The organism is Microbacterium sp. 4-7 (genome assembly GCF_014332665.1).
Taxonomy (GTDB): Bacteria; Actinomycetota; Actinomycetes; order Actinomycetales; family Microbacteriaceae; genus Microbacterium.
The window spans coordinates 604,925-627,488 of record NZ_MCRH01000001.1; the positions used below are offsets into that span (position 1 = coordinate 604,925).

The window sequence follows — 22,564 nt, forward strand, 5'->3', positions numbered from 1 at the left end:
CGGTGGGTCTTGACCTTCTGCTCGCCAGCGCAACACCCTCGCCGGAGCCTGCCTCCGGCGGCTTCGATCTGATCGGAACCATCCTCTGGCCCCTCAAGTGGGTCGTCGAGCTCGTACTCGTCGCCTGGCACTGGCTGTTCACGGCCGTCGGTCTTCCTGCCGCATCCGGTCTGACCTGGGTGCTGTCGATCGTCGGTCTCGTGATCGTGGTCCGTGCTGCCCTGATCCCGCTCTTCGTGAAGCAGATCAAGAGCCAGCGAAAGATGATGGAAATTGCTCCTGAGCTGCGAAAAGTTCAGGAGAAGTACCGGGGCAAGAAGGATCAGCTCTCTCGCGAGGCCATGAGCCGCGAGACCATGGCGCTCTACAAGAAGCACGGCACGACGCCGATGTCGAGCTGTCTTCCGCTTCTTGTGCAGATGCCCATCTTCTTCTCGCTGTTCAGCGTTCTGAGCGACGTCTCGAAGCACCACAACCTGGGTGTCGGCGGCGTCGGTCTGCTGAACGCCGAGCTCACCGAGCAGTTCTACAACGCCGAGCTCTTCGGTGTCGCATCGCTGCACGAGACGCTGGGGAACGCGGTCGACGCGGGGAACACCACAGCGATCATCATCCTGGTCACGCTCGTCGTGCTCATGATCGCGTCGCAGTTCTTCACGCAGCTGCAGATCATCTCGAAGAACCTGTCGCCCGAAGCCAAGACCGGCCAGGCGTACCAGATGCAGAAGATCATGCTCTACGTGCTGCCTCTCGGCTTCATCTTCTCGGGCATCTTCTTCCCGCTCGGCGTGGTCGTCTACTGGTTCATCTCGAACCTCTGGACCATGGGACAGCAGTTCCTCGTCATCCGTGAGATGCCGACTCCCGGATCTGAGGCGGCGAAGGCTCGTGAAGAGCGTCTTGCTCGCAAGGGTAAGGCGATCGACTCCTCGGGCAAGGTCGTCCCGATGGCGGCATACGAAGCAGAGCAGCAGCGTCTGCTCGAAGAGGCGGAGCGCGCGAAGGCGCAGGCTCCCAAGCGTCAGCAGCCGGTGGGCAAGAAGCGTTCGAAGAAGAAGGGGAGCGGTTCGTGACGACCGACAACGTGACCGAGACCGTGGAGCCCACGGTCGCAGAGCTCGAGAACGAGGGCGACGTCGCCGCTGACTACCTCGAAGAGCTGCTCGACATCGCCGACATCGATGGGGACCTCAACCTCGACGTGCGGCAGGGCCGCGCATATGTCTCGGTCGAGGCTGAGGGAGACGGACTGGCGCTCCTGTCTGCACCCGACACGGTGCAGGCGCTTCAGGAGCTCACGCGTCTTGCGGTCCAGAGCAAGACGGGTTCGTTCTCGCGATTGATCCTCGATGTGGGCGGATCGCGCGATGCGCGCCGCCGTCAGCTCGAGACGCTCGTGAACGCCGCCGCAGCCAAGCTCGACGATGGAGCGACCCAGGCGTCGCTGCCCGCCATGTCCAGCTATGAGCGCAAGCTGGTGCACGACATCGCGGCTGATCAGGGTCTCGTGTCAGAGTCCTATGGCGAAGGTGCCGACCGACACACTGTTCTGCGTCGTCGTTGACGTTTCACATGCGACGTCAGGCCAGCGGGATGCTGTCGTGAGTGATCTGGAGATCGAACCGTCGGTGGCGGTCGATCTTTTCGGCGATCGGATCGAGCTGGCTCGGCAGTTCACGGCGGCTCTCGCGCAGCATGGCGAGGAGCGAGGACTCATCGGTCCTCTCGAGCTCCCGCGTTTGTGGTCCCGGCACATCTTGAACAGTGTCATCGCCGCCCCGTTGTTCCACGGTTCGGTTGCGGACATCGGTTCGGGTGCGGGGCTGCCCGGTATCGTCCTCGCGATCGCGCGACCCGATGTGCACTTGACGCTCGTCGAGCCGATGGAGCGCCGGGTGATCTGGCTGAACGAGCAGGTCGCCGAGCTGAAGCTCACGAATGTCGAAGTTCTGCGCGCGCGTGCCGAGGAGGTGACTCCTGCGAGCTTCGACGTCGTGACAGCTCGTGCGGTGAGTGCTCTGAAGACGCTGATCCCGCTCACCGCTCCGCTCGTGCGCGATGGAGGCGAACTCACCCTTCTCAAGGGAATGAATGCCGCCAACGAGATCGAAGCAGCGCAGAAGCAGATCAAGAAGTTCCGCCTGTCGGACGTCCGCGTCGAGACTCTCGGCGAGAACGTACTGCCCGAGACGACCCGCGTGGTGAGGGCAGTCGTCCGCTGACGGGTCGATGCCGCGGTTCAGGAACCTGAGCCTCGTCGGGGATGGGCGCACATTCCACGTTCGAGATGTGTACTCGCGTGCTAGGTCGCAGGTGGTGGGTGACTTGGCCACGCACGGTGGTCATGGGCCAGGCACTGTTGTGATCTGCCTCTGCAGCATATGAGATCTATTGTCGGGGCTCGTCCGGTTGAGCCAGACCGGGTCACCGCGCGCGGCCGGTAGAGTCCCTCGACGATCGTGCCACGATTCGAGTTTATGGCCGATGAGAAGGGGTTTCTTCCGACCCTGGTCGTGCACCTGTGTGGGAGCTCCGTTGCGACGTGACGAGGCACTCAAGCGCTGCTGGATACGGTCAGCAGTGCCGGATAGCCGCCGGCACTCTGCCCTCGCCGTCAAAGACTGTCCCGGGATCACGGTCGGTGGTAACGGAACGTGGGCGTGTGGCACGACAGATCAGGCTTCACAGCAGACGTGTCCGGTGTCGGAATCCGGAATGGGTCTGTCCCCGTGTGCTCGCAAGCGAGAGTGTTCGCCCCTCTGGGAACGACCGGGGGTCCTGACGATGTTTCACGTGAAACATGGATGGTCGACGAATTGCCGTGCAGGTGCAATAAGTCGACGTGCGCCGAGTTGAGGTGGCGGGGGTCCGTCGACAAATTGCGGTGATTCGGGCCTGGAGGGCGTTGCGCTGAAGTGTGCCACTCAGCCGTACTTCGGGGCACTGCGGACGGATGGTGCGCGCTGCGATGCTCGTCGCCGTGCTGGTGAGCGGTGCTGCGAGCCACCCTTCTTCGTAGCGCTGTGGTCCTGATCTCTGCTTTTCAACCCACGTCACTTCACAGCAGCGGACTTCACCTCGCTGAACTGCACGAGACCGCACTGCACCGTGTGGTCGGTCGGGGTCTCTTCTGTTCTGATCTGTGCTCTCGTGATCTGACCTGCGACACTCGGCCCCGTGCTGTCTGTTGGGCGTTTTGACGACTGAGTGGGGTATTGCGCGAGGTGGAGCGCACGTGTGGCGCTCAGAACTCGTGGACAGGGGCGCCGGTCCACCCGGGGAGTCGTATGTTTCACGTGAAACAATGGTTTCTTCGCTGCCACGGAACGGGTCACGGTTTCCCTGGCGTGGCTACGGATGGCATCCCGGTACACCATCCGCCGGGGGAGCGTTGTGAGCTGACAACCAGATCATGGCGCCGAGGGGCGGGACCGTCTGCTCCAGGCATGGTGGGCGGCCGAACATAACTGGAACTTTCAATCGGGTATCGCGGCGGAACCTGTCAGGCAGCAGCTCTGACCCGCTGCCGCTGCCAACATTCGGGCGACAGGGTGACCTGGCAACACCCTGCTCAGTCTCACCGGGATTCCTGCGGCGTGCGGGAATGAACGACCACCCTTCGACCGCGCGAATGGACAGCTCTCCTCGGACTGACCGCGTCGCGCTATGCGGCAGGCACAAGTGTTTCACGTGAAACATCAAGCGGCGGGTGGTGATGGCTTCGAATGATCGCGACCGCGCGAAAGCAGGAACAGGGGGAGGGTCTCGGGGGCCAGCCGCGACGTGGGCGATTGAGGGCGCGCTAGTGGCGCGTCGTTGCTGGGTGCCCGTGCACCGTCGGGTGGACGGTCTCAAAGACTAGTGATCGCGTCACGATCCCAGTGAGTAGTTTGCGAAGCCCCGCTCGCGAGACAGTCGCTAGCTCATTGATGCGACAAGTCATCGGGCGTCTCGAAGGTGCGGGGATTCTTGGCTCGAGAAGCGGCGGTCCCCGGTCTGAACGATAGAAATCGTGAGCTGGCGCGAGGCTCGGTATCGCACCGAGAGCCCGAGCAGCAGCGCTCTGGAGGGCTACCCGCAATGGGACGCACCCGGTCGTTGCTGATGCCCATGCTGCGGATGCCAGCGAGGTGCACCCCGAGGTCTGTTGCGGCGGTCGCGCGCGGGGTTTTCGGATAAATCCCAGTTCAGGGCGGTATCCGTGCACCACCCGAGCTCGGCAACTGTGGCCAGGCGGTGGGCATGGCTCGTGCTGAGTTGCCGTCAGTATGACGCAAGGGAAAAGTAGACGGGACTCAGTAGACGAACGTTTCACGTGAAACACCGTGAGTGGTGTTTCACGCTTGCGGTTCCTTGCGGATCGACGCCACGCACTAGATCCTCACCGGACCCAAGGTGGGCGAGCTGACTCTAGAGCGATGCTTGCAGCGAAGAGCGGGGGCGTCGACGCGCGTCGTCCCAGTCCTTGACGAGTGTGCAGCACGCGCACGACGTAATTCTGTCGGGTCCGTCTGAGCAGATGTTTCACGTGAAACACCGCTGAACTCGTGAGGCGATGGGTGGGGCTCGACCTCGAATAGTCGGTCTCACGTGACCACGGCGCTATCCTTCGTCATCCGACTCGGGTCGGCTATGTGAAGCCGCGCGTGGCGTGCCCGATGCGTCTCTGATGAGTACGTGATCTGCGCGTGGGTGCCCCCGAGGTGAGGTTCACTGGTGACACGACCCTGAGGCAATGAGCACAGGCGCTCACGCAGCGGAGCGAAACCCGTCGCGGCTCATGGTTATGCGCCGGCTGGATGCGGCGCATAACCCGAAGCAAGAGTGGGGGCCCGCTACCAATCGGCTAGCCGGGGCAGCTCTGGGCGCGGAGGCAATCGCGTCAGGCTGCACGCGATCCGGGTAGAACGCTCCTGTGACTCACGTCGGCAATGCTCCACGTGAAACATCGATATGGTGAATGCATGGTGCGCATGCTCATCACTGGGATGTCCGGCGTCGGCAAGTCCAGCGCGCTGCACGTACTGGGGGAGCGGGGATACTCCGTCGTCGATACCGACTATGGACCGTGGACAACCGAGTCGGGACTGTGGGACGAGGTCTTGATGGGTGCGCTTCTCGGGGAGAGCACTGAAGTCATCGTGTCTGGCACGGTGTCGAATCAGGGTGCCTTCTACGACCGATTCGACCATGTGGTGCTCCTGTCAGCGCCTATTTCGGTGATGCTCGATCGTGTTGGTCGGCGATCTTCGAATCCCTACGGCTCGACGACGGTGCAGCAAGACGAGATTCGCACGAACCTCGAAGCCGTGGAGCCGCTACTGCGGGCGACATGCACGTCCGAGATCGACGCAACTCAACGGCTGACCGCCGTCGTCGACCGGATCGAGCAGCTCCTACGATCTTGATAGAGGCCGAGGTGCGTCAGATGTTTCACGTGAAACTATGCGGCTGTCTACCGTCACCACGGACCTCGGCGCACCGGGGGAGGATCCGGTTCCACGCGATAGTGGTGTGAAGGACGCTGACGAGTTCTGTGCGACCGGTCGGTCTCCCCGAAACGAGGGGCCTCAGCGACGGGGACTCGTCGAGTCCAGTAAGCCGCTCGTGGACAGCCTCTTTCACAGAGGGCAGGACATCCGTGTGGGCCGAGCACAGAGCCCTCCCCTCTCCTCACGCCCACGAAATGACCGACACGAACTTGTCGCAGGCGCGACAGATGGTGCAGTGCGTGGACGTCGTCCCTCCATGCGTGTACCCCTATCTCCGGTGCGTCAGGACGTTCAACGGCACAATGAACACCCAGGCCAGAAGGCGAAAGTGCCATTCTCTCCGCAACGGCACGTCCGGACGAGGTATCACCGGCCTGCACGACTCGGGAAGGATTCGAGAAGGCAACGTCTGCCGCAGCGATTAGAGTGGAACACGGCCCCGAAAGGAGTGGATGTTTCACGTGAAACAGCCCGAAAAGGCATCACCGAAGGACTCTTTCGGGATGGATACGCCGCTCGCGCGGGAACTCGCCGACCTCTCCGCACGACGCAGAGCACTCGAGACCGTGTCCATCGACTTCGCCGGAGACACCCGCATCCTGACGGTCTCCAACCAGAAGGGCGGCGTCGGTAAGACCACGAGCGCCGTCAATGTCGCCTCTGCACTCGCGGGTCTTGGCGCACGGGTCCTTGTGATCGATCTGGACCCTCAGGGCAACGCCTCGACCGCGCTCGGAGTGCCGCACAACGCCGAGACTCCGAGCGTCTATGACGTCCTGATCGAAGACACCCCGCTCGCCGACATCGTGCAGCAGAGTCCCGAGGACGAGAACCTCTTCTGTGCACCGAGCACCATCCATCTCGCCGGCGCAGAGATCGAACTCGTCGCGCAGGTCGCACGGGAGCATCGACTGCGACGTGCGCTCGAGGAGTATCTCGTCGACAACCGTATGGACTTCGTCATCATCGACTGCCCTCCGTCGCTCGGGCTGCTCACGATCAACGCCTTCACCGCGGCGAACGAGGTCTTCATCCCCATCCAGTGCGAGTACTACGCGCTCGAGGGTCTGAGTCAACTGCTCGGCAGCATCCAGATGATCCAGAAGCACCTGAATCCCGGACTGCACCTCTCCACGATCCTGCTGACGATGTTCGACGGACGCACGCGACTCGCGCAGCAGGTGGCGGACGAGGTCCGCACGCACTTCCCCGAACAGGTGCTCGACACCGTCATCCCGCGTTCTGTGCGGGTGTCGGAGGCACCGAGTTTCGGTCAGACCGTGATCGCCTACGATGGGCAATCCGCCGGCGCCGTCGCGTATCGCGAGGCCGCTGTCGAGATCGCGTCGCGCACGGCGACGCAGAGCAAGGAGAAATGATGGCGAAGCGCACTGGACTGGGTCGGGGCATCGGAGCCCTCATCCCGACGGCTGATCAGTCCGAGCGTCCCGTGGATGTGTTCTTCCCCGGAGCCAATCTGCGCCCGGCGACGGAGCAGACCAGTGACCAGCCCGCAGCAGAAGCCGACCTCGAGGTCGTTCCCGGCATCCACCTCGTCGAGGTCGATCCGCAGAAGATCGTGCCGAACCCGCGTCAGCCGCGCACGCACTTCAACCCCGAAGACCTCGCAGAGCTCGTGCACAGCGTGCGTGAGTTCGGCGTTCTGCAGCCGGTGGTCGTTCGCAAGAACAGCGACGGCGAGTACGAGCTGATCATGGGGGAGCGGCGCACCCGCGCCGCGCGGGAGGCGGGCCTCGAGAAGATCCCGGCGATCGTCCGCGAGACCGCCGACGAAGATCTCCTGCGCGATGCTCTGCTCGAGAACCTGCACCGCTCCGAGCTGAATCCGCTCGAAGAGGCCTCGGCATATCAGCAGCTGCTCGAGGACTTCGGGATCACCCAGGAAGAGCTCGCCACGCGGATCGGTCGGTCGCGCCCTCAGATCAGCAATACGATCCGTCTGCTCAAGCTCCCCGTTCCCGTGCAGCAGCGTGTGGCGGCGGGGGTGCTGACGGCTGGACACGCTCGCGCGATCCTCAGCCTGGACTCACCCGAGGCCATGCAGCGTCTCGCCGACAAGGTCGTGAACGAGGACCTGTCGGTGCGCGCGACCGAGGTCGCTGCGAAGACGGAGCCGGCAGCACCCGGCCGGACGGCGAAGCCGACTCCGGGCGCTCGACGGGCATACCTCGACGAGGTGGCCGGCAACCTCGGCGATCGGCTCAACACTCGCGTCAAGGTGTCGCTGGGCGCTCGAAAAGGCCAGGTCATCATTGATTTCGCATCGATTCAGGATCTGAACCGCATCCTCGGTGAATTGGGCGAATCGGGGTACGGTCCGGCGTGATACCGCCGCTCGACCCCTGAGCGGTCGTAGACTCTCGACATCTCGTCGATGAGGGGGAGTCATGTCCGGAGCAGCGAGTCCAGTGAAGTTCCAACGCCGCGTCATCGCGGTGAGTATCGCCGCAGCACTCGGTGGCTTCCTCTTCGGATTCGATACCGCCGTGATCAACGGCGCCGTCGATGCTCTCGCGGGGAACGTCTCGGGCTTCGACCTCGGGGTCGGGCTCAAGGGCTTCGCGGTGTCGTCGGCCCTGATCGGGTGTGCCGTCGGTGCTTGGTTCGCAGGACCGATTGCGAACAAACGCGGGCGAATCCCCGTGATGGTCTTCGCGGCGGCGATGTTCTTCGTCTCCGCCATCGGCTCGGGACTCGCGTTCAGTGTCGTCGACCTCATCATCTGGCGAGTGGTGGGTGGTCTCGGTGTCGGTGCGGCATCCGTCATCGCTCCCGCATACATCGCCGAGGTCTCGCCTGCCCGGGTGCGAGGTCGACTGGGCTCTCTGCAGCAGCTCGCCATCGTCACCGGAATCTTCGCCGCTCTGCTCTCCGACGCGTGGCTGGCGGGCCTCGCGGGTGCCGCAGACCAGCCTCTGTGGGGACTCACCGCCTGGAGATGGATGTTCATCGTCGAGGCGGTGCCCGCACTCGTCTACGGGATCATGTCGTTCCGTCTGCCCGAATCGCCGCGATATCTCGTGCGCAAGGGCGATCTGAAAGGCGCGTCCCAGGTGCTCGAGACGGTCACGGGGGCCGTTGACGTCGACGCGAAGATCCAGGAGATCACCAGCACCATCGACACCGAGCGCAAGGAGTCGCTGAGCGACCTGCGGGGCAGTCGTCTGGGGCTCAAGCCGATCGTGTGGGTCGGCATCCTGCTCTCCGTGTTCCAGCAGTTCGTCGGCATCAACGTCATCTTCTACTACTCGACGACACTGTGGCAGTCCGTCGGCTTCGATGAGTCGAGCGCCCTGCTGACCTCCGTCATCACGTCGGTGACGAACATCGTGGTGACCATCATCGCGATCCTGCTGGTCGACAAGGTCGGCCGACGCATCATGCTTCTCGTCGGCTCTGTGGGTATGACGGTGACGCTGGGCCTCATGGCGCTCGCCTTCTCGTTCGGTGAGCTGAACGCCGAGGGCACAGCGACCCTGCCTGACCCGTGGGCGACCGTCGCCCTCATCTGCGCGAACGGCTTCGTGGTCTTCTTCGGTGCCACCTGGGGTCCGCTCGTCTGGGTCCTTCTGGGAGAGATCTTCCCGAACTCGATCCGCGCCGGCGCACTCGCGGTCGCGGCAGCAGCCCAGTGGGCAGCGAACTTCTTCATCTCGACCACCTTCCCTGTGTTCGCCGAGATCGGCCTCACATTCGCCTACGGCTTCTACGCGTTCTTCGCGCTGCTGTCGTTCTTCTTCGTGTACTTCAAGGTGCCCGAGACCAAGGGTCGCGAGCTCGAGGAGATGACGGACGAGCTGAAGGTGGAGCGCCGGGGCACCCGCAGGGCGACGTAGGCTGGAAGCATGACCGAGTCAGTTCCGCGCCGCGCCAGCCTCGAAGTGCTGAGAGCAGAAGCGTCGGACGAACTCGCCGTGCTGATCCAGGAGAGACTCCTCGGCGGGGAAGACCCATGGGAGTTCATGGAGGAGCTGCCGAGCGTCGATGAACTCGTCGTCTACCTGCTGCGAGCCGACAACATCACCGCGAACGACGGTGTGCGACCGAACGCGGCTCGGCACTACCGGGTGCTGCGCCAGATCGCGCTGGAGTACCCCGAGCTCACGCCGGCGGTCTGGGGCCTTCTCGACGAGAAGCAGCGGCATCGACGCTGGGACCCGTCCGTCGCCGACGCCTCCTAGGCAGCTATTGTGCCGCGAGTGCTCGTCTCCTACGACCCGGAGTGGCCGAAGCAGTTCGAGGCGTTCGCCGCTGAGATTCACGCGGTCGCGGTCGCGGACGCGGATTGGCTGATCGAGCACATCGGATCGACGGCGATCCCCGGCATGCGCGCGAAGCCGATCATCGACCTGGCCGTCCGCATCGTCGATCGCAGCGACTTCGACGCGCGCAGGGCCGCTCTGGAAGCCGCAGGATGGCGCCTGGGAAGCGCTGTGCGCACGCACCCGGTCATGATCCGCGAATCTGACGGCGTGCGGATCGCGATCGCGCACTTCTTCGTCGAGGAGGAGTGGGATGCGGTGCACCAGCGCATCCTGCGGGACTGGCTTCTGGAGCATCCGGAGGATGCCGATCGCTACTCGCATGCGAAGTGCGACGCCGTCGCCGCCCAGGCGAGGGGGAGGACGACCTACAACGCCGCGAAGTCCCCCATCATCCAGGAGCTCGTCGACCGCGCTCGAGCGTCTCGAGGACTTCCTCCGGTGCGGATCTCCGACAAGTAGTCGGCTCTCGTCTCAGGAATGGGGACGGAAGCGGCTGGGTACGAGAAAGGGCCGCCACCCGGAGGAGTGACGGCCCTGAAGACTGCAGGATCAGCCGATGAAAGCCGCGAGGTCCTGCTCGAGGGCCGGCTTCGGCTTGGCGCCGATGATGGTCGTCTTGACCTCACCGCCCTGGAACACCTTCATCGCGGGGATCGAGGTGATCTGGTACTTCATCGCCAGCTGCGGGTTCTCGTCCACGTTCAGCTTGAGGATGGTGATCTTGTCGGGGTTGTCCGCCTGGATCTGGTCCAGAACGGGGGCGACCATACGACACGGTCCGCACCACTCGGCCCAGAAGTCCACGAGGACGGGACCTTCGGCCTGCAGAACGTCCTGCTCCCAGGTCGCCTGGCTCGTAGCCTTTGCACTCATCAGAGTTCTCCTTGATTCGAGGTTCGCCTGCTACAACAGCGGGCGAGGTGAAAGTGTTCCCGTCCGCTCAGGCGGTGATGATCTCGGCGGCTTCGGCGGCCGGGAACTCGACCGAGGCGTCTTCGAGGTCCGCCAGGAAGTGCTCGGCGTCGAGAGCGGCGACCGTGCCCGAGCCAGCGGCCGTGATGGCCTGACGGTAGGTGGGGTCGATCACGTCGCCGGCGGCGAACACACCGGGGACCGAGGTGACGGACGAACGGCCGTCGACCCAGATGGTGCCCTCGGCGGTCAGCTCGAGCTTGTCGTGCACGAGGTGCGTGCGCGGGTCGTTGCCGATCGCGATGAACAGGCCGTCGAGCGCGAGGTCGCTCAGCGTGCCGTCGACCGTGTTGCGCAGCTGCACGCCCGTGACGGAATCGCCACCGAGGATCTCGGCGACCTCGCTGTTCCACACGAACTCGATCTTCTCGTTCGCGAAGGCCCGCTCCTGCATGATCTTCGAGGCGCGCAGGGTGTCCTTGCGGTGGATGACGTAGACCTTCTCGGCGAAGCGGGTGAGGAACGTGGCCTCTTCCATCGCCGAGTCGCCGCCGCCGACGACGGCGATCGTCTTCTCGCGGAAGAAGAAGCCGTCGCAGGTGGCGCACCACGAGACGCCGTAGCCCGACAGGCGCTCTTCGCCCTCGATGCCGAGCTTGCGATAGGCGGAGCCGGTCGCGTAGATCAGCGACTGGGCCTCGTGCACCGTCCCGCTGCCGAGGGTGACCTTCTTGACGGGGCCGGCGAGGTCGAGCTCGGTGACGTCGTCGTAGACGACCTCGGTGCCGAACTTCTCAGCCTGCTCCTGGAACTTCGCCATGAGCTCGGGGCCCTGGATCCCCTCGGGGAAGCCGGGGTAGTTCTCGACCTCGGTGGTGTTCATCAGCTCTCCGCCGACCTCGACCGTGCTCGCGATGAGCAGCGGCTTGAGGTTCGCGCGCGCCGCATAGATGGCGGCGGTGAATCCGGCGGGACCGGAACCGATGATGATGACCTGACGCATGTGCTCTCCGTCGTAGATGCTGAGACGCCGAAAGACGTTCGACTGCTTCAACCAATGGTAACCGCGCGACATTCCCGCGCGAGGGGGCTCAGCGGCCCGGCAGGAAACGCCGCAGCATGCCGCTCGCGACCTTGAGCTCCGGAGCGCGCAGGACAGCCAGGATGCCGATGTAGACGACCACGACGGCGAGGCCGATGATGCAGGTGCCGATGGCTCCCTGGATCTTGTCGGACGTGGTCCACCCGGTCGGGCCGCCGAGCAGGAGGAAGACGCCCCACCCGGCGAACCCGGCAGGAACGGCAGCGACGGCGTAGCGGACGACAGCGGTCATCCAGGTGCGGATCTGGAGTCCGCCGATCTTGCGGTGCAGCAGCCAGCTGGCCACGATCATCTGCAGGGTGCTCGCGATCGACTGGCCCAGCGCGATGGCTGCGGCCAGCATGGTCACCTCGATGATCTCGGCGGCGAGCAGCCACTGCGCGACCAGAGCGGTGACGACCACGAGACCGCACTGGAACAGCGTGAACCAGAAGGGCGTGCGGGTGTCGCCGTAGGCGTAGAAGGTGCGTTGCACGATGAAGAGGATCGTCAGCGGAACCAGGCACACGAGGAAGGCGAGCAGCACCAGCGCCGCTTCTTCGGCGTGCGACGCCTGATTGGTGAAGACTCGCGACGCCGGAATCGCTGCCGCGGCGACCGCGGCGACGGCGACGGCGATGAAGAAGAGCAGGGTGCGGATGCTCTGGGCGATGTCTGCGCGGACCTCGGCATGTCTGCCGGCCGCCGCGTGCTCGCTGATCTGCGTGAAGTAGGGCGTGCCGATCGACAGCACGATGATCGAGTACGGGAGCATGAAGATCAGCCAGGCGTACTGGAAGGTGGCGACGGACGCGCCTCGTCCGGAGGCTTCGGTGAGGATCTGGGTCTGCACGAGTCCGGCGCCGAGGCTCGTCAGCGCCATGAGGAACGTCCATCCGGCGAGCCGTCCGACGTTGCCGAGTCCGACGCCGCGCCAACGGAAGTCGGGGCGGAGCGCGAGACCCGTGCGGCGCCAGAAGATCAGCAGGATCGCGGCCTGGATCACGATGCCGAGCGTGGCCGTTCCACCGAGGGCGGCGATCATCTCGGGAGTCCAGTCCGAGACGCGGGTGAGCGGGCCGCCGAACAGCGCGCCCACGACGAGGAAGCCTGCGATCGACACGATGTTGTTGACGACCGGCGCCCAGGTGAAAGGCCCGAAGATCCGCCGTGCGTTGAGCGCCTCGCCCAGCAGCGCGTAGAGCCCGTAGAAGAGGATCTGCGGCATGCACCAGTACGCGAACGCCGTCGCGAGCGCGAGGAACTCCGCGGAACCCTCCTTGCCGGCGTAGAGCCACACGAGCCAGGGCGCGGCGATCGTGGCGATCCCCGTGATGACGACCAGCACGACCGTGCCGAGCGTGAAGAGCTTCGAGATGAAGGCGTTGCCGCCGTCGGCATCCGCTGTGGCCTTGACGATCTGCGGGATGATCACGGCGGTCAGCACGCCCACCGAGATGAGCGAGAAGACGTTGTTCGGCAGTTGATTCGCGATCGCGAAGGCGTCTGCGGCGCCCGCACCGACCGAGCCGATCACGCCGACGAGGACGATGGTTCGCAGGAGCCCGGTGACGCGCGAGATGAGCGTTCCGGCCCCGATCAGTGCGCTGGCGCGGCCGAGACTACTCATTCAGCTCCTCGACGGCATCCGGTGAGGAGGTCGCCTGTTCTTCGTCGCCGGCGAGGGCTTCACGCCGCCGGCGTCGGACGGTGCGGATGATGCCGAGACCGAGCAGCAGCACGATCAGACCGCCGAATGCGGCGAGCCCGATGGTCTCCCATTCGGCCCGCACCGAGACGCGCACGCGCTCGGGCTGACTGATCGGCACACCGGTGGGGCTCGAGAGCGACAGCGTCAGGGTGACCTCGCCACTGCCCACTCGGGCCGACACGGGGACCTTCACCCTCGTCGTCGTGCCGGGCTGGATCGTCCACGGCGTGACGGACTGCACCTCGAGGCGCGGGTCGCTCGGCTTCACCGTGAGCTCGATGTTCACCGGCCATGGCAGGTCGTTGCGCACCGAGAACGGGAGGTCGGCGTTGGCGGAGAGCAGCTGGATGGTGCTCGCCGGAGGGATGTCGACCGCGTTCAGCGTCTCGGTCGTCTGCTCGTTCACGTCGGCGACGGCCTCTGAGAAGCCCTTGTCCGTCAGGCCGACCGCGGTCGCCCGCATGATCTGGATGCGCTTGGGGCTCAGCAGAAGCTGGCTGTCGTCGAGGATCGTGGAGAACTCGCCGAGCACGACCTCGCTGTCGAGCATCCCCTGCAGGGCCGTGGCTCGTGCCGGGTCGGGCTCGGTCGAAAGGGTCGAGGGTGTCGCCGGGATCGCGAGGACCTCGGAGAGACCGAACCCGAGGGAGTCGACCGATGAGACGGCCTCTCTGAGCGCATCAGCGGTGCGGGTCTCGTCGCGGTCGAGTCCGATCAGAAGCGGCGTCGTCGGACTCGCCTGAGCCGACAGGGCGAGATAAGCGCTCGCCTCGGCCAGCGACTGCTGACGGGCGGCGTCGTCGTCTTCGCTCGCCGCCTGCGACAGAGCATCCGATGCGGCATCCACGGCGACCAGCACGCTGTGCGAATCGATCGCGACGTGCGCGCCGACCGCACCGCCGACCGCTGCAGAGGAGAGGACAGTGACCGCGCCGCCGCTCAGGTACGTCGAGAACGTGTCGAGATCGGCGGCGGAGACATCGCTGCGGGGCCACAGAATGCCGGGGGTCGACCCCTCGACGGCCATGAGCTGTGCGTCGTCGGGCAGCACCGGACCGTCGGTGGGCTGAGGGCTCGGCTCATCACTCGGTGTCGGCACGGGAGTCGGTGCGCTGCCATCCGTCGGCAGCGAGGCGGGAGTCGGCGCAGGAGTCGCAGTGGGGGTCTCGTCCGGAGGCTCGGTGAAGCTGCTGAGGGTGAGGAACGGCGCGAGCGTCGTGGGCTGCAGCAGTCCCGGAAGACCCGCCTGCGCCTGTGTGGTGGCATCGGCATCGCCGAACTGCAGAGAGAACCGCTCGTTGGGCAGAGCGTCGAGAAGTCGCAGCCACTCGCGCGCGCTCTGCGGCGCCGAAGAGCCGAGCACGCGGATGGCGGCGGGGATCGCCGGGTCGATCGCCAGGATCGCGGACGTCCCTCGGACACCCTCGATCGTCGCGGTGAGTGCGCCGTCGGGCGCGGTGAGAGCGCTGAGCTCGTCCGCGGTGAGAAGGGCGCCGTCGGAGGGCGTCGCCGTGATCGGCACCATCACGGCGACGGGCGGATTCGCAGCAGCGGTCACCACGAGCACGGATGTCGACGTCACCGTTCGCGCGGCATCCTGACCCTCGTTCTGCGCCCCGCTGAGCGTCGCGCGCAGCGGGTACACACCCGGTGCGAGGTCGCCGAGAACTTCGGGAGGCAGGAAGAGGCTCGTGGTCGCGGAGGTCTCGGCGTCGACCGGTGCGACGGTGTCGGTTCCGAGCTGGTCGAAACCCCCTGTGGCGTCGGAGTCATTCAGCCACGTCGTGACCGAGGCTTCGTCCGCGAGCGGAGTGCGGTTGATCTCCAGAGTGACTCGTCCGGCGGAGAGTTCGGACTTCGCGTCGTTCTGCACGGTGATCGAGGCCGTCGTCGCTGTGCCAGGGGCGACCGTTCCGCGCACCCCCGCCGACAACAGGAGCTCGACGGAGGACGCCTCTGACTCGTCGTCGGCGGCTGCGACCGCGCTGCCTGCGCCCGTGCTGAGCAGGCCGAGTACGATCGCCGAGATGACGGACCCGCGTGCCAGGCGCTGCAGGCGCGTGCGGAGGCCGTTCTCGAAGATGGTCGCGGTCATGAAGGTCTTCCTCGAACGCCGGGATCCCAGGCTGCTCGTGAGTGGTGACCTTGTGATTCTAGGCCGCTGGCTGAATGAGAACCCTGAAGACGCGTAGAGTGACGGCCGTGTCCGACACCCTCGCCCCCACGCCCGATCCGCTCCGCAGCACCGCGCTCGCCGCAGATCTCGACGCCGCGGATCTCCGCTCCGAGCCGCTCCGTCGCCTGTGGGGCGAGGAGGAGGACGACGCGCTGGCCAGAGGCATGCGCGAGCCGATCCTGCGCGCGATCGCCGGTGACGACGGTGTGCTCGCGACTCTCGGCAGGCTGTTGGTGCTCGGGATGCCGCAGCCGATCGCCGCGGTGACGACGGCTCTCCCGAGACTCGGAGCGGACGGCCTCGTGGCCCTCGGCCTCGCGAGGATCGAGGGCGACGAGGTGATCCCCACTGCGCTGCTGCGTCCCCAGTCGTTCGTCGACGCCGACGGGATCGGCGAATGGTGGATCGCCAGCGATCTCGACGAGGTGGCGCTCGACGGCGCGCTGCCCGCGGATCACGTGCTCGGAGTCGGCGGCGCCTCCCGCACGCTGGCCGAGGTCATCATGCCGATCGAGGTCGACCGTGCCCTCGATCTCGGCACCGGATGCGGCATCCAGGCACTGCTCGTCGCTCGTCACGCAGGATCCGTCGTCGCCACGGACATCTCGGCGCGAGCGCTCGCCTATGCCGAGTTGAACGCCCAGCTGAACGGCGTCTCGAACATCGAGTTCCGATCGGGCAGCATGTTCGAGCCGGTCGGGGGAGAGGCGTTCGACCTGATCGTGTCGAACCCGCCCTTCGTGATCACCCCGCGCGCGGAAGGGGTCCCCGAGTACGAGTATCGCGACGGGGGACTCGTCGGTGACGCGCTCGTCGAGCAGTTCCTGCGTGCGGTTCCGTCTTTCCTGACCCCGGGAGGCGTGGCGCAGCTGCTCGGCAATTGGGAGTCGCGCGGTGGCCAGGCATCGCTGAGTGGACGCGCGGGTCTCGATCGCCTCTCGTCGTGGGTTCCTGCCGACCTCGATCTGTGGGTCATCCAGCGCGAAGAGCTGTCGCCGCTGGGCTACGCAGAGCTGTGGATCCGAGACGGAGGCACGACCCCCCGCGATGCCGCGTTCACCCCGCTGCTCACCGCATGGCTCGATGACTTCGCTGCGCGTGGAGTCACCGCCGTCGGATTCGGCTACATCCTGGTGCGGCGGCCGGCAGGCGGCGGAGCGCCCCTGCGTTGTCTCGAGCGCGTCGCACAGCCTGTCTCGAACGTGGGCGGGGCGCTGCGTTCGGGTCTCGCGGCGCACGACGTGCTCGCAGAGGGACTGCCTACGACGCTGATCGTCGCTCCGGATGTCACCGAGGCACGACATCTGCTTCCGGGCAACGACGATCCGAGCATCATCGAACTGCGTCAGGGCGGTGGCTTCGCACGGACCATCGCGGTCGACCCGGCGCTCGCCGCTCTCGTCGGGGCCTGCGACGGCGAGCTCACGGTGATGCAGATCGTCGCAGCTCTGGCCGACCTGTTCGAGGTGCCGCTCGTCGACCTGTGGGCCGACCTCGAGCCCCGCATCCGCCAGCTCGTGCTCGACGGTCTGCTGATCCCGGGGGAGTGATGCAGGAATACCCGCTCGCATATATGCGTTCGAATACACCATGAAGGCTTTCGGATTCCTCTCCTTCGGGCACTATGCAGACGTGCCCGGTTCGGCGACCCGCACCGCGGGGGACATGCTGAAGCAGACCATCGAGATCGCGGAGGGTGCCGACGAGATCGGCGTGAACGGCGCCTCTGTGCGCGTGCACCACTGGGCTCGCCAGGCGGCGTCGCCCATGCCGCTGCTGTCAGCCATGGCTGCGCGCACGAAGCGCATCGAGGTCGGCACCGGCGTGATCGACATGCGGTACGAGAACCCGTTCCAGTTCGCTGAGGAGGCGGCGGCACTCGACCTGATCGCCGACGGTCGCATCGCGCTCGGCGTGAGCCGCGGGTCACCCGAGACGGCTCTGCGCGGATACGAGACCTTCGGCTTCCACGACGAGGAGGACCCCGAGCGCGGCAGTGTGATCGCTCGCGAGAAGTTCGACCTCTTCCTCCGTGCGATCGACGGCGAGGGTCTCGCCCCCGGCGACCCCCGCATGGTGGGAGCCGGCCGGTACCTCGCGATCGAGCCCCAGTCGCCCACCCTGCGCGACCACATCTGGTGGGGCTCGGGTTCCCGCGCGACTGCGGAGGAGACCGGCCGCAAGGGTCTCAACATGATGAGTTCGACCCTGCTCACCGAGGCGACCGGTGTGCCGTTCCATCAGCTGCAGCGCGAGCAGATCGACCTGTTCCGCTCCGCCTACAAGGAGGCAGGACACACCGGAGCACCTCGCGTCTCGGTGAGCCGCAGCGTGTTCCCGCTCGTCTCGGACATGGACAGGGCGTACTTCGGTCTGCGCAGCGAGGAGAACGCCGACCAGATCGGCATCATCGACGGCTTCCGCTCGACGTTCGGCAAGACGTATGCGGCCGAGCCCGACGTGCTGATCCAGCAGCTCTTGGCTGACGAGGCCGTCATGTCGGCAGACACTCTGTTGCTGACGATCCCCAACCAGCTGGGCCCGGCATACAACCTCCACGTGCTCGAGGCGTTCGCGACCCATGTCGCCCCGGCGCTCGGCTGGAAGCCGAACACCGAGGGTCCCGTGCAGGGAGATCCGGTCTGACGATCGACCGCAACTGCGGTTGAAGGGGCGGATGCGAACTGCATCCGCCCTTCTTTTTCCTCGACCGGCGAGCCGATATATCGATAGCCTGGCCGCATGCGGGCGCCCAAGAGCGGATTCCTGGCCGGAGCCATCGTCCTCGTCGCAGTGCTTGTCGGCGCGATGCCGGCGGCCGCAGCCACCACCACCACATGGTCGACCTGGCAGCCGCTCACCGGTGTGGGCGGCGCGTACACCACCACCGTGCAGGTGGCAGCGCAACCCGCCCTCACCGCGACGGTGACCAGCGATTCGCGCGCAGGGCAGGTCGGAATCATCTCGGGTGCATCGACCTGGCTGTCTCAGGGCACCCCCGTCGGCGAGAAGTACGGCAGCAGCATCGATCAGCAGTATCTGAACCTGCGGCCGAAGGTCGACAGCCCCACGAGCCCCTCGACGACGACCTACTCGTTCGCACGGCCGACGCCGACATCCGGCTGGACGTTCGTGCTGGGCGACATCGATGCTGACTCCGTGCGCATCCAGGCGATCGGCGTCGACGGTCAGACACTCACCGCCGAGGATCTCGGCTTCAACGGAGGCTTCAACTACTGCGCCCCCGGCATCGCGGGCAAGCCCTCGTGCTCGGGAGACGCCGCGGATGTTCCCGCCTGGGACGCCGCGACCCAGACCCTCACGGGCAATGCGGCCGCGTCTGACACGAGCGGCTCGGCGGCCTGGTTCGAGCCGTCGGTGCCGATCACCTCTCTCACGTTCTTCTTCACGCAGCGCTCCGGATTCCCGATCTACCAGACGTGGTTCGCATCGATCGCACGGGACATCACAGGGACCGTCACCGATCAGGCCGACGGCCCGCTGCCGGGGGCCGCTCTCGCGCTCACGGATGCGAACGGCGATGTGGTCGCCACGACCACGACGGATGCCGACGGTGCGTACTCCTTCCCCGGCTTCGTCGCGACCGACGGATACACGGTGACGGTCACTGTCCCGGAGGGCAAGATCGCCGTGTCGCCGTCGGCGCAGGCCGTCGACCTCACGACCGACGACGGCAGTGCCGACTTCGAGGTGCGTGACATCGTTCCTGTCGCGGTCTCCGGTCGCGTCGTCGACGAGGAGGACGCCGGGGTTCCCGGTGCCGTCATCACGATCGACGGCGTCGAGCCGGTGGCGACCGATGCCGACGGCGGATTCCTGATCGAGGGCGTTCCGGCCGGTCCGCACACCGTCGAGATCACTCCTCCGCCCGGATTCACCACGACCGAGACCGCTGAGATCATCGTCCCGGACGGCAGCGAGGAGCCGATCGTCCTCGAGGAGCTGGTCGTGGTCGAGAACCCTGACCTCAGCGGCACGGTGCGGGTCGACGGAACGGGCATCGCCGATGTCACGATTGCCGCCTCAGACGGCGTCGACACGGTCACGACGGTCACCGACGACGAGGGCACCTTCACATTCCCGCGACTGCCGGCGGGAGAGTACGAGATCACGATCACGCCCCCCGACGGGTACATCGCAACCGGACCGACGACTCGCACCGAAGAGCTCACCACGGACGACCTCGCGGGCATCGACTTCGAGCTCGCCCGCCCGGGATCGATCTCGGGCGCGGTGCTCACGGACGAGGGCGACCCTCTGGCCGGCGTGGTACTCACGGTGGAATCGGATGACATCTCGCAGGAGGTGACCACCGACGCCGACGGCGCCTACGAGATCGTCGACCTGCCGCCGGACACGTACGACCTGACGATCATCGCTCCGGAGGGACGCACGATCATCGGTCCGGCCACGGCGACCTTCGTCGTGACGGCTGCGGGAGAGGCGCTCGTCGGCCCGACCTTCACGGTCTCCGCCGCGGTCGTCACGCCGACGGACCCGCCCACGCAGCCACCGACGCAGCCGACGACGCCGCCCGACACCGGGGCGGGCCAGCTGCCTGCGACAGGGCTCGGCTCCGAGACCTTCGTCTGGGCCGCCGCAGGCGCCGCGGTGCTCGTGGTCGGAGTTGTGCTCTTCCTGATCTCTCGTCGCCGCTCGAACCGCGACTGAGCCCCCGGGGCTGGATGGCATCCACGCCCGGGGTTCAGGAGCCCTTCGCGGGCCCGAACAGCTCGTCGCCGTGCTCGTGCAGCAGGCGATAGGCGTCGGCGAACGTCTCGGGCTCCGGCTCACCCGGCTTGCCGTACTTGGCGAGGAGCAGCCCGAGCAGGCCGCGGGCGGGTGGGGTGAGCGGCTTCATCTGGTCGGCCCCACCGGGCTTCGGCTCGCGCTGCTCGGGATTCGGCGGCGTGTAGGCGGGCGTGGTCACGGGCCAGTCGGCCGGATGCCGGGGTGCGTCGAGGTTCACAGCGGTGAACAGTGTGTTCGCCGACTGGTCGCGGTCGTTGAGCGGCTTCAATCCATGCAGCCGCGAGAGGGTGGCCGTGACGGATCCGTGGTGCATCTCGTCGTGGACGATCGTGCCGCGCTTCGTATAGGCCGACACGGCGATGGCGGGCACTCGGCATCCGAGTCGATCGAACGTGAAGCCCATCTCACCCGCCCCGGTGTCTTTCGTGGGCTTCGTCGCCGCGGGCGGAGGCACGTGGTCGTAGCATCCGCCGTGCTCGTCGAACGTGATGAGCAGCAGGGTGTTGACGGCGTTCGACCCCTTCGGCGACGCACTCGTGCGCACCGCCTCGTAGATGTCGTGGATCAGCCGATCGCCGGCCCGGACGTCCGAGATGGCGCTGTCGTAGACCGCTTCGCCGTCGACCTCGCTCTCACGGGGCGACCCGAACGGCGGGTGGAAGTCGTTGTGGTCGTAGACCATGCGCGGCTCGATGAACGCATACGCCGGAAGGGTGCCGTTCTTCGCGTCGGCGTAGAACTCCTCCATCGTGCCGAAGTGCTCGGTGCGCCAGTATTTCTCCAGCACGGCAGCGTGCAGCATCCCGGTGAACGACACCAGCTGGAGCTTGTCGATGTAGATCTTCCAGCTGACCTTCTCGTCTTCCAGACGGTTGAACACCGTCGGGGCCGCGGGCGCATCGAGCCACTTGCGGTACCCGCCGCCGGCCTGGTTCGTGACGAAGCCGTGCGACGTCGACGCGTGGAAGAACGACCGGTTGCAGAACGTCTGCGACGGCACCCCGGCGTACCAGTGGTCGAACACCGCGAACTCCGCTGCGAGGGTCGAGAGCACAGGGAGCATCTCGGGCGAGAAGGACCCCATGATATGCGCGGCCTCGTCGGGGGCCGGCTCGACGCCCTTGCGCAGACGGCGGAAGTTGATGATGTAGTCCTCGAGGAACCCCGACATCGTCGCCTTCTCGCCGTGGGTGGGTGCGTTGAAGGGGGCCGTCATCTGGTCGACGAACAGGTCGGCGTTGTCCTTCGGGTCGACGGTGCCGAAGATCTGCGTGTTGACGTGGGGGTATTCCTCGCCCGGATCGGGATCGGGCAGGCTCATGATCCGGTCGGTGTCGCCGGTGTAGATGTGCGCGTCGACGACCGTGCCGTCGGATGCCGTGTTGCTGTGCGTCCCGAACGCGAGACCCTCGAACTTCTCGCCCGTCGGAAGCGACTCCTTCGAGTAGAGGTACCCGAGCAGGTTGTCGAACGAGCGGTTCTCACCCATCACCACGACCAGATGATCGAATCCGGGTTCGCTGCGGGGAGTCAGTGCGGCGAACGGATCAGGTTCAGTGGCGAAACCCTTGCGCTGGTTCGCGACGTTCGCGCCGATCGCAGCGCCAGCCGCGCCGCCGACCACGACGCCGGCCAGTGCGGCGCCGCCCATCTTGAGGAACCCGCGCCGGGACGTGTCAGGCGCTGAGGGGGACTCGTTCGCTTCTGCGGCCACGTGCCGATCCTAGGACTCGGGCGATGCCGAGCACGAGAGCGGGACTGTGAGGCGAAATGCGACGCCGGTAGCGTGGGGGCATGAGCTACGCAGGTGAGTCGTCGATCGAGGCGCGCGTCCGTGCCGTGAACGCCGATTTCGGCCGCCGTCAGACGCGGCTGTTCGTGACATTCGCGCTGATCGAGGGGCCGGTGCTGCTTCTGCTCGTTGTCGCGATCTACGGCTTCGAGCTGATCGATCCCGAGATCGGGATCTGGTTCATCGTCGCTGTCGCCGTCGTCGGCGGGTTCCTGCTGAGCACGCTCCTCGTGCGGCTCGTGCAGGCGCGAGTTCGCGCCGTCGCGCAGGCCAAGGGTGAGAACCCGCTGTTCTGACGTCCGCTCGACGGGGACTGCGGCCCGCGGGTGCCACCCGTACCC

General features: G+C 66.1%; 18 protein-coding genes. 13 read left to right on the forward strand and 5 right to left on the reverse strand.

Annotated elements, in window-relative coordinates; all coding sequences use genetic code 11:
• Positions 1-2: 2 nt before the first annotated feature.
• The 9 genes from yidC (at position 3) to BEP68_RS02900 (ending at position 10,237) form a co-directional block, all read left to right on the forward strand.
• Entirely contained in the window at positions 3-1,073 is a 1,071-nt protein-coding gene (gene yidC / locus BEP68_RS02860) for a membrane protein insertase YidC (protein WP_053098236.1), read from the forward strand.
• A complete protein-coding gene (locus BEP68_RS02865; protein WP_056275682.1) occupies positions 1,070-1,564 on the forward strand; it encodes a protein jag in 495 nt (164 codons plus the stop codon). Before yidC ends, BEP68_RS02865 begins: the two co-directional genes overlap by 4 nt.
• A gap of 37 nt (positions 1,565-1,601) precedes the next feature.
• Complete coding sequence (rsmG, locus tag BEP68_RS02870; protein ID WP_315985259.1) at positions 1,602-2,222, forward strand: 16S rRNA (guanine(527)-N(7))-methyltransferase RsmG; 621 nt, start codon at positions 1,602-1,604, stop codon at positions 2,220-2,222.
• 2,742 nt (positions 2,223-4,964) lie between these two features.
• Positions 4,965-5,408: an AAA family ATPase gene (locus BEP68_RS02875; protein ID WP_187249162.1), complete on the forward strand. Its 444-nt coding sequence runs from the start codon at positions 4,965-4,967 to the stop codon at positions 5,406-5,408.
• A gap of 587 nt (positions 5,409-5,995) precedes the next feature.
• Positions 5,996-6,871 (forward strand): ParA family protein, encoded by an 876-nt coding sequence (locus BEP68_RS02880; protein WP_269464941.1) that lies wholly within the window; start codon positions 5,996-5,998, stop codon positions 6,869-6,871.
• Positions 6,871-7,839, forward strand: coding sequence for a ParB/RepB/Spo0J family partition protein (locus BEP68_RS02885; protein WP_187249163.1), 969 nt, complete (start codon positions 6,871-6,873; stop codon positions 7,837-7,839). The genes BEP68_RS02880 and BEP68_RS02885 overlap by 1 nt, the downstream gene beginning before the upstream one ends.
• A gap of 61 nt (positions 7,840-7,900) precedes the next feature.
• On the forward strand, positions 7,901-9,349 hold the full coding sequence (locus BEP68_RS02890; RefSeq protein WP_187249164.1) for a sugar porter family MFS transporter: 1,449 nt from the start codon (positions 7,901-7,903) through the stop codon (positions 9,347-9,349).
• A 9-nt stretch (positions 9,350-9,358) separates the two neighbouring features.
• A complete protein-coding gene (locus BEP68_RS02895; protein ID WP_053098229.1) occupies positions 9,359-9,694 on the forward strand; it encodes a hypothetical protein in 336 nt (111 codons plus the stop codon).
• Positions 9,695-9,712: 18 nt separating this feature from the next.
• Positions 9,713-10,237 carry a GrpB family protein gene (locus BEP68_RS02900; protein ID WP_187249165.1) on the forward strand — a complete coding sequence of 175 codons (525 nt, stop codon included), beginning with the start codon at positions 9,713-9,715 and terminating at the stop codon, positions 10,235-10,237.
• 90 nt (positions 10,238-10,327) lie between these two features.
• Here BEP68_RS02900 and trxA read toward each other — a convergent pair whose 3' ends face one another.
• The 4 genes from trxA to BEP68_RS02920 all read right to left on the reverse strand — a co-directional run bounded on the left by trxA (position 10,328) and on the right by BEP68_RS02920 (position 15,577).
• A complete protein-coding gene (gene trxA, locus BEP68_RS02905) occupies positions 10,328-10,651 on the reverse strand; it encodes a thioredoxin (protein ID WP_042541543.1) in 324 nt (107 codons plus the stop codon).
• 67 nt (positions 10,652-10,718) lie between these two features.
• A complete protein-coding gene (gene trxB, locus BEP68_RS02910; protein WP_056277582.1) occupies positions 10,719-11,693 on the reverse strand; it encodes a thioredoxin-disulfide reductase in 975 nt (324 codons plus the stop codon).
• 88 nt (positions 11,694-11,781) lie between these two features.
• Positions 11,782-13,401 carry a murein biosynthesis integral membrane protein MurJ gene (gene murJ, locus BEP68_RS02915; RefSeq protein ID WP_053098227.1) on the reverse strand — a complete coding sequence of 540 codons (1,620 nt, stop codon included), beginning with the start codon at positions 13,399-13,401 and terminating at the stop codon, positions 11,782-11,784.
• Positions 13,394-15,577 (reverse strand): DUF6049 family protein, encoded by a 2,184-nt coding sequence (locus BEP68_RS02920; protein ID WP_187249166.1) that lies wholly within the window; start codon positions 15,575-15,577, stop codon positions 13,394-13,396. The genes murJ and BEP68_RS02920 overlap by 8 nt, the downstream gene beginning before the upstream one ends.
• A gap of 74 nt (positions 15,578-15,651) precedes the next feature.
• Between BEP68_RS02920 and BEP68_RS02925 the strand changes: the two genes are divergently transcribed.
• The 3 genes from BEP68_RS02925 (at position 15,652) to BEP68_RS02935 (ending at position 20,350) form a co-directional block, all read left to right on the forward strand.
• Positions 15,652-17,208, forward strand: a complete 1,557-nt coding sequence (locus BEP68_RS02925; protein WP_187249167.1) for a methyltransferase — start codon at positions 15,652-15,654, stop codon at positions 17,206-17,208.
• Between the two features lie 40 nt (positions 17,209-17,248).
• Positions 17,249-18,304, forward strand: coding sequence for an LLM class flavin-dependent oxidoreductase (locus BEP68_RS02930; RefSeq protein ID WP_053098225.1), 1,056 nt, complete (start codon positions 17,249-17,251; stop codon positions 18,302-18,304).
• Between the two features lie 96 nt (positions 18,305-18,400).
• Positions 18,401-20,350 (forward strand): collagen binding domain-containing protein, encoded by a 1,950-nt coding sequence (locus tag BEP68_RS02935; RefSeq protein WP_187249168.1) that lies wholly within the window; start codon positions 18,401-18,403, stop codon positions 20,348-20,350.
• A gap of 34 nt (positions 20,351-20,384) precedes the next feature.
• On the opposite strand, the gene BEP68_RS02940 is transcribed toward BEP68_RS02935, so the two are convergent.
• Entirely contained in the window at positions 20,385-22,145 is a 1,761-nt protein-coding gene (locus tag BEP68_RS02940) for an alkaline phosphatase family protein (protein ID WP_187249169.1), read from the reverse strand.
• A gap of 80 nt (positions 22,146-22,225) precedes the next feature.
• On the opposite strand from BEP68_RS02940, the gene BEP68_RS02945 reads away from it, so the two are divergent.
• Positions 22,226-22,519 carry a hypothetical protein gene (locus tag BEP68_RS02945; RefSeq protein WP_053098222.1) on the forward strand — a complete coding sequence of 98 codons (294 nt, stop codon included), beginning with the start codon at positions 22,226-22,228 and terminating at the stop codon, positions 22,517-22,519.
• Positions 22,520-22,564: the final 45 nt, after the last annotated feature.